12 protein-coding genes are annotated in these 12,436 nt (G+C 55.7%); 3 read left to right on the top strand and 9 right to left on the bottom strand.

The features are described 5' to 3' along the window. Positions 1 to 2 precede the first annotated feature (2 nt). The 8 genes from ruvX to metK form a co-directional block, all read right to left on the bottom strand. A complete protein-coding gene (gene ruvX, locus RY075_RS19185) occupies positions 3 to 419 on the bottom strand; it encodes a Holliday junction resolvase RuvX (protein ID WP_003860030.1) in 417 nt (138 codons plus the stop codon). Beyond that, entirely contained in the window at positions 419 to 979 is a 561-nt protein-coding gene (locus RY075_RS19180) for a YqgE/AlgH family protein (protein WP_003860031.1), read from the bottom strand. Before RY075_RS19180 ends, ruvX begins: the two co-directional genes overlap by 1 nt. 74 nt (positions 980 to 1,053) lie before the next feature. After that, positions 1,054 to 2,001, bottom strand: coding sequence for a glutathione synthase (gshB, locus tag RY075_RS19175; RefSeq protein WP_003860032.1), 948 nt, complete (start codon positions 1,999 to 2,001; stop codon positions 1,054 to 1,056). A gap of 31 nt (positions 2,002 to 2,032) precedes the next feature. Next, complete coding sequence (gene rsmE, locus RY075_RS19170) at positions 2,033 to 2,764, bottom strand: 16S rRNA (uracil(1498)-N(3))-methyltransferase (RefSeq protein WP_003860033.1); 732 nt, start codon at positions 2,762 to 2,764, stop codon at positions 2,033 to 2,035. A 51-nt stretch (positions 2,765 to 2,815) separates the two neighbouring features. Continuing rightward, entirely contained in the window at positions 2,816 to 3,523 is a 708-nt protein-coding gene (gene endA / locus RY075_RS19165; protein WP_003860034.1) for a deoxyribonuclease I, read from the bottom strand. A gap of 94 nt (positions 3,524 to 3,617) precedes the next feature. Beyond that, positions 3,618 to 4,115 carry a SprT family zinc-dependent metalloprotease gene (locus RY075_RS19160; protein WP_003860035.1) on the bottom strand — a complete coding sequence of 166 codons (498 nt, stop codon included), beginning with the start codon at positions 4,113 to 4,115 and terminating at the stop codon, positions 3,618 to 3,620. A 58-nt stretch (positions 4,116 to 4,173) separates the two neighbouring features. Beyond that, the gene (gene galP / locus RY075_RS19155) at positions 4,174 to 5,571 is read right to left on the bottom strand and encodes a galactose/proton symporter (protein ID WP_015571832.1); all 1,398 of its coding nucleotides are present in this window, start codon (positions 5,569 to 5,571) and stop codon (positions 4,174 to 4,176) included. Between the two features lie 417 nt (positions 5,572 to 5,988). Next, positions 5,989 to 7,143, bottom strand: coding sequence for a methionine adenosyltransferase (metK, locus tag RY075_RS19150; protein ID WP_003860037.1), 1,155 nt, complete (start codon positions 7,141 to 7,143; stop codon positions 5,989 to 5,991). A gap of 660 nt (positions 7,144 to 7,803) precedes the next feature. Here metK and yqgB point away from each other — a divergent pair. From yqgB to speB, 3 genes are all read left to right on the top strand, one after another. Beyond that, positions 7,804 to 7,935, top strand: a complete 132-nt coding sequence (yqgB, locus tag RY075_RS19145; protein WP_057979949.1) for an acid stress response protein YqgB — start codon at positions 7,804 to 7,806, stop codon at positions 7,933 to 7,935. 8 nt (positions 7,936 to 7,943) lie between these two features. Beyond that, the gene (speA, locus tag RY075_RS19140; protein WP_047654192.1) at positions 7,944 to 9,920 is read left to right on the top strand and encodes a biosynthetic arginine decarboxylase; all 1,977 of its coding nucleotides are present in this window, start codon (positions 7,944 to 7,946) and stop codon (positions 9,918 to 9,920) included. Between the two features lie 209 nt (positions 9,921 to 10,129). Next, positions 10,130 to 11,050 (top strand): agmatinase, encoded by a 921-nt coding sequence (gene speB / locus RY075_RS19135; protein ID WP_017382921.1) that lies wholly within the window; start codon positions 10,130 to 10,132, stop codon positions 11,048 to 11,050. A 3-nt stretch (positions 11,051 to 11,053) separates the two neighbouring features. Here speB and RY075_RS19130 read toward each other — a convergent pair whose 3' ends face one another. Next, positions 11,054 to 12,265: an MFS transporter gene (locus RY075_RS19130; protein ID WP_302378168.1), complete on the bottom strand. Its 1,212-nt coding sequence runs from the start codon at positions 12,263 to 12,265 to the stop codon at positions 11,054 to 11,056. Positions 12,266 to 12,436: the final 171 nt, after the last annotated feature.

The raw sequence follows: 12,436 nt of genomic DNA, 5'->3' as shown, positions 1-12,436 counted from the left end.
GCTCAGTAACCCTGGTCGAAATAGCTTTCGAGGATAATGACGGCTGAAGCTGAATCCACGCTGCCTTTGTTCAACGCCCGGAAGCCACCGTGCTCGAACAGGCCAGCGCGTGCCTCGACGGTGCTCAAACGTTCATCGTGCAGCTTAACGGAGACACCAAAGCGGCCATGGATTTTGTTCGCGAACTTGCGCGCGCGGGCGGTAAGCGGCTGCTCGGTGCCGTCCATGTTCAGCGGCAGACCGACAATCACGTCGTCCGGCTGCCACTCTTTGAGCAAGCGCTCAATAAGGTTCCAGTCCGGCGTGCCGTCGTTAGCTTTCAGCGCAGTGAGCGGGCGAGCGGTGCCGGTGATCCGTTGACCCACAGCGACGCCGATGCTTTTGGTGCCGAAGTCGAAGGCGAGAAGGGTGCCGCTCATTACGCGTGCCCCGCAACGCCAGGCATGGTCAGAATATCAATGCCAATCAGTTTTGCCGCGTCACGCCAGCGATCGGCGATAGGGGTTTTAAACAGGATATTCATATCCGCAGGGGCCGTCAGCCAGGCGTTATCCAGAATTTCTTGTTCCAGCTGCCCTTTTTCCCAGGAGGCGTAACCGAGCGCAACCAGCACCTCAGAAGGCTGACTGGCAGTGCCCAGCGTTTCAAGCACATCGCGAGAGGTGGTGACGACGGTGTTATCGGAGATACGAATGCTGGACGAGAAAACCGGCGGGGTATGCAGGATAAAACCACGATCTTCTGCAAGCGGGCCGCCGAGCATCACCGGTTTATCAAGACGGATTTCCGGCAGCCGCGCTTCAGCAGGGATTTTCAGCTTGTCCAGAATCCCTTCAACCTGAAGGTTTTCCAGCGGCTTATTGATGATAATCCCCATCGCGCCGTCTTCGTTGTATTCACAAATATAGACCACGGCGCGGCGGAAAATCGGATCCTGGAGAGCAGGCATGGCAATAAGAAAGTGATGCTGTAAATTCATTGTCAGAGGTACTGTTTCCTGGTTTAAAAAGCGACAGCGCCCAGTATGGGGATAAACACAGGCGCTGTCACAGGTTATTTCTGTAAACGTTTTTCGATAGCGTCCATCAGCATTCCGGTGATCGAGATCGGGAATTCCGCTTCGATTTCACGAATGCAGGTTGGGCTGGTGACGTTCACTTCGGTCAGACGATCGCCGATGATATCGAGGCCAACGAAGATCAGGCCTTTGGCTTTAAGCGTAGGGCCGACGCGGCGGGCAATTTCCCAGTCGCTTTCGCTTAACGGACGCGGTTCGCCACGGCCGCCAGCCGCCAGGTTGCCACGGGTTTCCCCTCCCTGCGGAATACGCGCCAGGCAGTAAGGCACCGGCTCGCCGTCTACGACCAGCACACGCTTGTCGCCGTCTTTAATGGCTGGCAGATAGTTCTGTGCCATACAGTAGCGGGTTCCCAGCTCGGTCAGCGTTTCGGCAATCACGCCAATGTTCGGATCGCCTTCTTTCACCCGGAAGATCGACGCGCCGCCCATGCCGTCCAGCGGTTTCATGATGATGTCGCCGTGCTTCTGCCAGAATTCTTTCAGCTGCGTTTTGCTGCGGGTGACGAGCGTTTCCGGCGTCAGGTCAGAGAACCATGCGGTATAGAGCTTCTCGTTGCAGTCGCGCAGGCTCTGCGGCTTGTTGACGATCAGCGTGCCTTTCTCTTCGGCACGCTCAAGGATATAGGTGGAATAAATGTATTCGGTGTCGAACGGCGGATCTTTACGCATCAGGATGACGTTGAGGTCGGCCAGGGCAATATCCTGCTCGGTACCGAATTCGTACCATTTTTCGTAGTTCTGCTCGACGTTAACGATGCGGGTGCGTGCGCGGGCTTCACCGTTGATCAGGTAAAGATCGTTCATCTCCATGTAGTGGAGTTCATAGCCGCGACGCTGCGCTTCCAGCAGCATAGCGAAGCTGGAGTCTTTCTTGATGTTAATGTTTGCGATGGGGTCCATCACGATGCCGAGCTTAATCATCTTCTTCTCCGGTTATGGGTCAGGCTTTGCTTCAACCCAGATCGCCAAATCGCACCTGTAGCGCGGTAATGGCGGTGAGTGCCGTTGTCTCAGTGCGCAGAACGCGAGGTCCCAACAGAATATCAGTAAACTGGTAACGCGCCGTCATGGCAATTTCGTCAGCCGACAGGCCGCCTTCCGGGCCAATCAGCAGGCGTACACGCTCAACGGGCAGCGGCAGCGTATTGATGCTGGCGCTGGCGCGCGGATGAAGATTGAGCTTAAGCCCGCTTTCCTCTTCTGCACACCAGTCCTCCAGATCCATCGCCGGGCGGATCTCCGGGATACGATTGCGGCCGCTCTGTTCGCAGGCCGCAATGGCAATTTTTTGCCACTGCTGGATCTTTTTGTTCAGACGTTCCGCATCCAGTTTAACGCCGCAGCGCTCAGAAAAAAGTGGCGTAATGAGGCTTACACCCAGTTCAATGGATTTCTGAATGGTGAACTCCATCTTTTCCCCACGCGACATCACCTGGCCCAGGTGAATGTGCAGCGGCGATTCCCGGTCATCCACGTCGCCACGCAGCACCTTCACGTGCACGCTTTTTTTATCGGCGCGCGTAATTTCAGCGTCGAAAATCTGATTAGAGCCGTCAAAGAGCTGAATCGCCTGGCCTGCACCCATGCGCAGCACGCGGCCTACATGGTTTGCGGCATCATCAGACAGGGCGATTTCGCCGCCTGGGGTAATCAGTTCAGGGTGATAGATGCGAGGGATGCGCATAGTCAGAAATTCCATGTGTCATGCGATATAAGCGAATTGCCGTAGTGTAGGTTAGCTCTTTTGCGCCTGGCAAGCCCGCTGGACGTAAGGGTTGTGATTCCCCTGGACTTTGGCGATACGTTCGTCGCGCTGGCATTCCCAGTCCGTCACCGGGTAGAGCTTGTCCCAGGCATTGAAGAGCTGCGTCTGCTGGCGGGAAAGATTGAGATCGTAGCGGTCGCGCATATAGAAATAAGTGCGGGCGATGCTACCGCGCGCGCGGGCAGGCGGTTCGGCGACTTTCTCTTTGAAATCGACCTTCATGGCGCACTGACCGTACTGGCCTTCGCCACCGTTCCACTGGCTGTACATGAAGTTTCCGCGGTCGCCATTGACCTCACCCACGGCGGGTTGCAGGTTGTGCATATCGCTTTCCATCTGGCGGTAGACCGGATCTTTTGCGCAATTTTTACGTCCACCGTCCTGCCAGCACTGGCGCTGGTGGCCAAACTGCCAGGCCGGAACGACGTGTTCCCATTCGATTCGGCTGGCGCGGTTCTCGTTCTTGCGCACCTTATAGCCGCAGGATCCCAGATCCACGACCCCTTTCTTACCCTGCCAGTTAATTTTACAGCCGCAGTAGAAATCACCCGGTACGTCGGCGTTAATCTTTACGCCTGCGGTTTTTGCCTGAGAGAAACTGTGAATACCGTCGGCCAGAGCATGGCCGGAGAGCGCTGTCGCCAGAAAAGCGACCGCGAGAGAAACATTACGGGACATCTTACACTCCGTGTCAAAACGAGCCCGCAACGTAACGAATGTTGTTCCCGTATGCAATCAGTCAGATCAGGAAAGTTCCTGAAAGTTCGCGTGATTATTCCGCAACCAGCGGTTCGCCGCATTTAACGCAGCGGTAGGTCGCCTCGCCCCGCACTACGCGGTTATGGCGGCGGACGGTAAGCTGGTGCTGCTGGCACTGGCAGCGGTAGGGGAAGGTATTGCGGCGTACCGATTCCAGCTCGAACTGATGGGTGCGACGGGCCGGAACGCCGAGCACCGCCTCCATCATCCACTTCCACTCTTTGCCGTGCGGCGCGACGCGGCCAAAGTGCTTCCACACCAGCAGATGCGCCAGCTCGTGCGGCACCACTTCTTCGATAAACGCCTGCTGATTTTCCATCATCAATACCGGGTTGAGGCGGATCTCATACGATTCCAGCCAGGCGGTACCTGCCGCGGTGCCACGCTGCTGATAGACCAGCTTCGGTTCAGGATAATTGCGGCCGAGCTTCAGGTTGGCCTGGGCGAGTTTTTCCCGCAGGCTGCGCATAACGGCTTGCTGAATGGCGATGGGGAGACGGGGTGCTTTCATAGGGGCAGAGCATAAAGCGGGAAGCGGGGAGGCGCAAGAGGCGCCTCCCGCAGGAGGATCAGTCGTGTGCGCCGATTTCGCGCAGAGGACGACCTTTCATCAGGTTACGTTCAATGTGTTCCAGTGAAACATGTTTGGTTTCAGGAACCAGCCAGATAGTGAGAACAATAAAGAACAGGTTCAGACCGGCGTAGACCCAGAAGGTGTTGGCATTACCCAGAGTATTAAGCATGGTCAGGAACGTTGCGCCGACGATCATGTTGGCAATCCAGTTGGTCGCGGTAGAGCAGGTGATGCCAAAATCACGTCCTTTCAGCGGCTGGATCTCAGAGCACAGCACCCAAATCAGCGGACCGGCGCTCATCGCAAACCCAATGATAAACATCAGCAGCATCGCCACGGCGAAGTACTGTGCCGTTGGGGAGTGAATGCCCATGTGCATCATGGTACCCAGCACGCCCATCCCGACGGCCATCACCAGGAAGCCCAGCGTCAGGGTTGGCTTACGTCCCCAGCGGTCCACCAGGCCGATAGCGATAAAGGTCGCCAGCACGTTGGTCAGGCCGACGATCACGGTGCCCCACATCTGCTCGGTGGTGTTGGTGTAGCCCGCCAGTTCGAAGATTTTCGGCGCGTAATACATGATGACGTTCATCCCGGTGAACTGTTGCATGATCTGTAACAGCACGCCGAGGAACACCGCGCGGCGGAAGTTGCTGTTCTCTTTGAACAGCGCCCAGCCGGACTGTTTGACCTTCAGGCTTTCGCGGATCTCTTCCAGCTCGTTTTTGGCTTCGGCGCTGGTATCACGCAGGCGTAAGAGCACGCGTTCGGCATCATGGAAGCGGCGTTTGGCGGCGAACCAGCGCGGACTGTCCGGCAGGAAGAAGACGCCAATCAGCAGCAGGATGGCAGGAATGATGATGACGCCCAGCATCCAGCGCCATGCGCCGCTGTAGCTGAAGGCGGTATCGGAGAGATAAGCCCCCAGAATACCGATAGTGATCATCAGCTGATACATGGAAATCATGCTGCCGCGGATTTTTTCCGGAGCGATTTCAGACAGGTACAGCGGGGCAGTATAAGACGCCACGCCCACTGCCAGACCGAGCAGCACGCGGGAGATGATCAGCACTTCAACATTAGGCGCAGCGGCAGAGAACAGTGAGCCGGCAACGAACAGGATCGCGCCAATCATCAGGCTCTTTTTACGCCCGAGCTTAAAGGAGAGCCAGCCGCTGCCGACCGCGCCGACGGCGGCACCGAACATCATGGAGCTAACCACCCATTCCTGAGTGTGTGCGCTAATCTGGAACTCATCGGTGATGAAAGGTAATGCACCGGCAATTACGCCAATATCCAGGCCAAAGAGTAATCCTGCCAGAGCGGCGAGGAAGCAGACGAAGAACGTCATTGCCTTATTGGACGTACGCCCCTGTTTATTATTGTCAGGCATTATGCCCTCCAGTTGGGTTATCAGTTTTTACGATATAAAGAGTAGGTGAGCGGCTCATAAAAATATGTGAGTCAAATCACAACGGTGTAATCGGTTACACTGGCTTGTAACCGTAAAAATAATTAAAGCTTTGAAAATATAGAGGTAAATTAATTGATGTGCATCGCGTTTGCACAAATTTCAGACTTAACTGAAAGGGAATGTAACAGCAGAAGAAATGCGATCATGCAAAGAGAATATTCTGAAAGCGGGGTATAGAGAGTGAGGTGTAAACGGTTCCAAACATTGCCGGGTGGCTACTAGCGCCTTACCCGGCCTACAAAAACTCACTACCCGTAGGTCGGGTAAGGCATAGCCGCCACCCGACATAAAAAAGGCCAGCACAAAGGCTGGCCTTTTTAAGCTGCTGGCAGTCGATTATTTCAGACCGGCAGCATCACGCAGCAGGGCGGCTTTGTCGGTTTTTTCCCATGGGAAATGTTCGCGACCAAAGTGACCGTACGCTGCAGTTTCCTGGTAGATTGGGTGCAGCAGATCCAGCATCTGAATCAGACCGTATGGACGCAGGTCGAAGAACTCACGCACCAGCAGGGTCAGCTGTTCAGAAGGCACTTTTTCAGTACCGAAGGTTTCCACCATGATGGAGGTTGGCTCAGCCACGCCGATGGCGTAGGAAACCTGAATTTCACAGCGGTCAGCCAGACCGGCAGCAACGATGTTTTTCGCCACATAACGTGCAGCGTACGCGGCAGAACGGTCAACTTTAGACGGATCTTTACCGGAGAATGCGCCGCCGCCGTGACGTGCCATGCCGCCGTAGGTATCTACGATGATTTTACGACCGGTCAGACCGCAGTCACCCATTGGGCCGCCGATAACAAAGCGTCCGGTTGGGTTGATGAAGAATTTGGTCGCAGAGCTCAGCCATTCAGTTGGCAGAACCGGCTTGATGATCTCTTCCATCACCGCTTCTTGCAGGGATTTCTGGTCAATCTCTTCAGCATGCTGCGTGGAAAGAACCACGGCATCGATACCGACGATTTTCCCGTCGTCATACTGGAAGGTCACCTGGCTTTTCGCATCCGGACGCAGCCACGGCAGGGTGCCGTTTTTACGTACTTCAGCCTGACGCTGCACCAGACGGTGTGCGTAGGTCACCGGCGCTGGCATCAGCACGTCGGTTTCGTTGGTTGCGTAGCCGAACATCAGGCCCTGGTCGCCCGCGCCCTGTTCCAGCGGATCGGCACGGTCAACGCCCTGGTTGATGTCCGGAGACTGTTTGCCAATCGCGCTCAGTACGGCGCAGGAGTTGGCATCAAAGCCCATATCAGAATGTACATAGCCGATCTCACGCACCGTGTTACGGGTGATCTCTTCGATATCAACCCATGCGCTGGTGGTGATCTCACCGCCAACCAGAACCATGCCGGTTTTGACATAGGTTTCACACGCTACGCGCGCCTTTGGATCCTGCGCGAGGATCGCATCCAGCACCGCATCGGAGATTTGGTCAGCAATTTTATCAGGATGTCCTTCTGATACGGACTCGGACGTAAACAGGTGTTTTGCCATGTTTTATTTCACCTAAGAGGAATTTGGTTAGCTCAAGCTGCTGTGTGGAATAGCCATAGGAGATAATTCTACCAAGGCCTACAGGATTTTGACACTGGCAGTCTGAGTGTTAATCGGTATGGATGGATTAACATCTGGACGTCTATTTTAGGTCACTTCTTCACCCGATTTCCAGTTTTTTTTGACTCACCTCTCATTGCGTTGAAAACACGGCTGGAAATTTTTCCTGACGACGCTGGCAACCTGCGCATTTTTGTTTTGCTTTTTAGCGACCTTCTCGGTATAAAACGCGGCGCGCGGCTCATATAAAATAAGCGCTCGATGAACACATCGTGTCGCCACTTCCAGCCGGGTTAAGCAGTGAACTTTTAGCTTTGGCTTGTGGTCCGTTTCAGCAGAAGCGGCCGTGGAGGTGATACCAGATAATGAACCATCGTTTTCCGCTCATTCAGCGCAGCCGTTCTGGCGCGCATTTGATTCCCACCCGCACTTCTGGTCTAAACACCTGCCGATGTTATACCCATCTCGGTGCTTCTCAGGATTCCAGAGCCGGTCACGCTTTGTGAAAACTGAACAAGGGCGCTCTTGTTAATACAGGAGTTTTCTCGTGGTTTCGCCGAACCTTGTCATACAGAGTTCGGATACGTGTTTTACAATGATATGAATAAGAAACCGGTCGCACGGTCTGGATTTCAGCATACTCTGCTGGGAAATGGAGCCGTTAATGGGTTGTTATCGCCGTATAACGCTGCGATAGTAGTCAACTGTTTTACACTTAATACAAAGAGTTGAGGTTCGCTATGTCTGACGACATGTCTTCGCTTTCGCCTTCGTCAGCAGGCGAACAGGGTGTACTACGTTCTATGCAGGAGGTTGCGATGAGCTCCGAGGAAGCCAGCAAGATGCTGCGCACTTACAATATTGCCTGGTGGGGCAATAACTACTACGACGTTAACGAGCTGGGCCACATCAGTGTCTGCCCGGATCCGGACGTCCCGGAAGCGCGCGTGGATCTCGCTAAACTGGTGAAAACCCGTGAAGCGCAGGGTCAGCGCTTGCCTGCACTGTTCTGCTTCCCGCAGATCCTGCAACATCGCCTGCGTTCTATTAACGCCGCGTTCAAACGCGCGCGGGAATCGTATGGTTATAACGGCGACTATTTCCTCGTTTACCCGATCAAGGTCAACCAGCACCGTCGCGTGATTGAGTCCCTGATCCACTCCGGCGAGCCGCTGGGCCTGGAAGCAGGCTCTAAAGCGGAGCTGATGGCGGTTCTGGCGCACGCGGGCATGACCCGGTCGGTGATCGTCTGTAACGGCTATAAAGATCGCGAATACATTCGTCTGGCGCTGATTGGCGAGAAGATGGGCCACAAGGTCTATCTGGTGATCGAGAAGATGACCGAAATCGCGATCGTGCTGGAAGAGGCCGAGCGTCTGAACGTGATCCCGCGCCTTGGCGTGCGTGCGCGACTGGCGTCGCAGGGTTCCGGTAAATGGCAGTCTTCCGGCGGTGAAAAATCCAAGTTCGGCCTCGCGGCGAACCAGGTGCTTCAGCTGGTGGAAATTCTGCGCGAGCGCGGTCGTCTGGACAGCATTCAGCTGCTGCACTTCCACCTCGGCTCGCAGATGGCCAACATTCGCGACATCGCCACCGGCGTGCGTGAATCGGCACGTTTCTACGTTGAGCTGCATAAGCTCGGCGTGAATATTCAGTGCTTTGACGTGGGCGGCGGCCTGGGCGTGGACTACGAAGGGACCCGCTCGCAGTCTGACTGTTCGGTAAACTATGGCCTGAACGAATATGCCAACAACATCATCTGGGCGATTGGCGATGCCTGCGAAGAGCACGGCCTGCCGCACCCGACGGTGATCACCGAATCCGGCCGCGCGGTCACGGCGCACCATACGGTACTGGTCTCTAACATCATTGGCGTTGAGCGTAGCGAAATCACCGAAGCCACGCCTCCGGCAGACGATGCCCCACGTTCCCTGCAAAGCATGTGGGAAACCTGGCAGGAGATGCACGAGCCGGGCACGCGTCGTTCCCTGCGCGAATGGCTGCACGACAGCCAGATGGACCTGCACGATATTCACGTCGGCTACTCGTCAGGCACATTCAGCCTGCAAGAGCGCGCGTGGGCCGAGCAGCTCTACCTGAATATGTGCCACGAAGTGCAGAAACAGCTCGACCCGAGCAACCGCGCGCACCGTCCGATTATCGACGAGTTGCAGGAGCGTATGGCGGACAAAATGTACGTCAACTTCTCCCTGTTCCAGTCGATGCCGGATGCCTGGGGTATCGACCAGCTGTTCCCGGTTCTGCCGCTGGAAGGGCTGAACCACGCCCCGGAACGCCGCGCCGTGCTGCTGGACATCACCTGTGACTCTGACGGCGCGATTGACCATTACGTCGACGGCGACGGTATTGCGACCACTATGCCAATGCCGGAGTACGATCCGGAGAACCCACCAATGCTGGGCTTCTTTATGGTGGGGGCGTATCAGGAGATCCTCGGCAACATGCACAACCTGTTCGGTGATACCGAAGCGGTTGACGTGTTTGTCTTCCCTGACGGCAGCGTGGAGGTTGAGCTGTCCGACGAAGGGGACACCGTGGCGGACATGCTCGAATACGTTCAGCTGGATCCGAAAAAACTGCTCACCCAGTTCCGCGATCAGGTGAAAAACACCGGTCTGGACGACGCGTTACAGCAGCAGTTCCTGGAAGAGTTTGAAGCGGGTCTGTACGGGTACACCTACCTGGAAGATGAGTAGGTAAACTCCCTCTCCCGGTGGGAGAGGGGCGGGGTGAGGGCAACAGACCGCACAATGCCCTATACTCACTTGAACCCGTATGAATTAACGGCGATAATTCGCCCCAATTAGCGATTTACGAATCAATCCCTTCCTCGTCGGGTTTAACGACGCGGAGGGGATTTTTTTTCATCTGTTTTTAATGTATCGACTTTATAAGAGGTCAGGACATGAGCACTTTAGGTCATCAGTACGATAACTCTCTGGTATCTAACGCGTTTGGTTTTTTACGCCTTCCGATGAACTTCCAGCCGTACGACAGCGATGCGGACTGGGTGATCACCGGCGTACCGTTCGACATGGCAACGTCCGGTCGCGCGGGTGGTCGTCATGGTCCGGCGGCGATCCGTCAGGTTTCCACTAACCTGGCCTGGGAGCACAACCGCTTCCCGTGGAACTTCGACATGCGCGAGCGCCTGAACGTGGTGGACTGCGGCGATCTGGTGTACGCCTTCGGCGACGCGCGTGAGATGAGCGAAAAATTGCAGGCGCACGCCGAGAAGCTGCTGGCGGCCGGTAAACGCATGCTCTCCTTCGGCGGTGACCACTTCGTGACCCTGCCGCTGCTGCGCGCCCACGCGAAGCACTTCGGCAAAATGGCGCTGGTGCACTTCGATGCGCACACCGACACCTACGCGAACGGCTGTGAATTCGACCACGGCACCATGTTCTATACCGCGCCGAAAGAAGGCCTGATCGATCCGAACCACTCGGTGCAGATCGGCATCCGCACCGAGTTCGACAAAGACAACGGCTTCACCGTACTCGACGCGGGCCAGGTGAACGATCGCGGCGTGGACGATATTCTGGCTCAGGTTAAGCAGATCGTCGGCGACATGCCTGTCTATCTGACCTTCGATATCGACTGCCTGGATCCGGCATTCGCACCGGGTACCGGTACGCCGGTGATCGGCGGCCTGACATCAGACCGCGCCATCAAGCTGGTGCGCGGCCTGAAGGATCTGAACATCGTCGGGATGGACGTGGTGGAAGTAGCTCCGGCCTATGACCAGTCCGAGATCACCGCGCTGGCCGCGGCGACCCTGGCGCTGGAAATGCTCTACATCCAGGCGGCGAAAAAAGGCGAATAAGCCTTACGCGCTGATTGCTGCTGCGCGCCGCATGCGCAGCAGCAACATTCCCCCGGCAAGCAGGGTGACAACCTGCGAGACGACCAGCACCGAAAAGCCTGAACTGACCGACCCCACCGATCTCATCACCATCCCCATCAGCAGCGGAATAAACGCCGCGCAGATATTGCCGATCCCATTAATAATGCCGTACGCGCTGCCCACGGCGTCCCGGGCGGCGTGATGCTGGATTACCGCAGGAATAGCCGCTCCCTGAAGTCCCCAGAACACGTTGGCAGACAGCATAAAGACCGCCAGCCATGCGGGTTGATGGCTGAGCATCAGTGCGATCACGGAGAGTGCCGTCAACGTACCGCCCACCACAAACAGTACCGGCGCCTGTTCCGGCCGCATTTTGTCGAGCAGCACGCCACCCAGAAACTTTGACCCCAGGCTGAGCAGGAAGGGGATCGCCGCAAGCCAGCCCGTGGCATGCAGCGAGAAGTGGTGCTCGTCACGCAGCCATGCGGGTAACCAGGCGCTGCTCCCCCAGAGATAGCTCAGGGTGGCGATTTCAACCAGCAGGATCCAGCCCAGCAGCGGCGTCTGCCAGGCCAGCGTGAAGGTGTGGACAAACCCCGGCTTTTTCGTGGTCGGGAGCTTGCGCGGCGCGGGCAGAAAACGCCAGATTAAGCCGCCGCCGAGGAGAAGGTTGATTGCCGCCAGTGCATAAAACGATCCGGCCCAGCCCAGATGCGACATCAGCCAGGTCACCAGCGGAAAGCCCACGGCCAGCCCGAGCGAGACGCCCAGCGCGGTCACGGCGTTGGGTTTGCCGATCTCTTGCGCGCTAAAGTTATCGCTGATAAAGCGCGTTTTCAGCGAAAATAGCGGACCCTCCGCGATCCCCAGAATCACGCGGGCGATGAGCATTCCCGTCAGCGAGCCGAGCAAAGGTGAAGCCGCGCAGACCGCGGCCCAAATCGCAATGCTGCTTAATAATCCCTGCCGATAATGAAGTTTGCTTTCAATAACCGGCGTTAATAATAGAGCGGAAAAACCATAACCCAGAAGAAAGCAGGTCATGAGCAGGCCCTGTAACATTCTGTTTTCATTTAACTGAAAATGTTCGGCAAATTCCGGGTTTAAAATCATTACCGAGATATTTACCCGATCGACGTACGAAATAATAATGAGTAATAAAAGCGCAATCGTGCCTTGCCATCTTGCCGTCATCATGTCCGCCTTACTTTTTTTGTAACTTATATTTTTCATCAATGTGATTGTCACGGAGCTAAAATGGTTCACCTGTGAAACTCTTTGTTTAGTAAAGATAAATTAAAAATGAGTTTCACAGGTGAAACGCGAAAGAGGTGACGTTCATTTATTTTTAAAGAGTAAAAAGAA

The organism is Enterobacter sp. JJBC (genome assembly GCF_036936505.1).
Classification (GTDB): Bacteria; Pseudomonadota; Gammaproteobacteria; order Enterobacterales; family Enterobacteriaceae; genus Enterobacter; species Enterobacter hormaechei_C.
The sequence above is the reverse complement of the archived record's forward strand: the minus strand, read 5'-3'. Positions and strand labels throughout refer to the sequence as shown.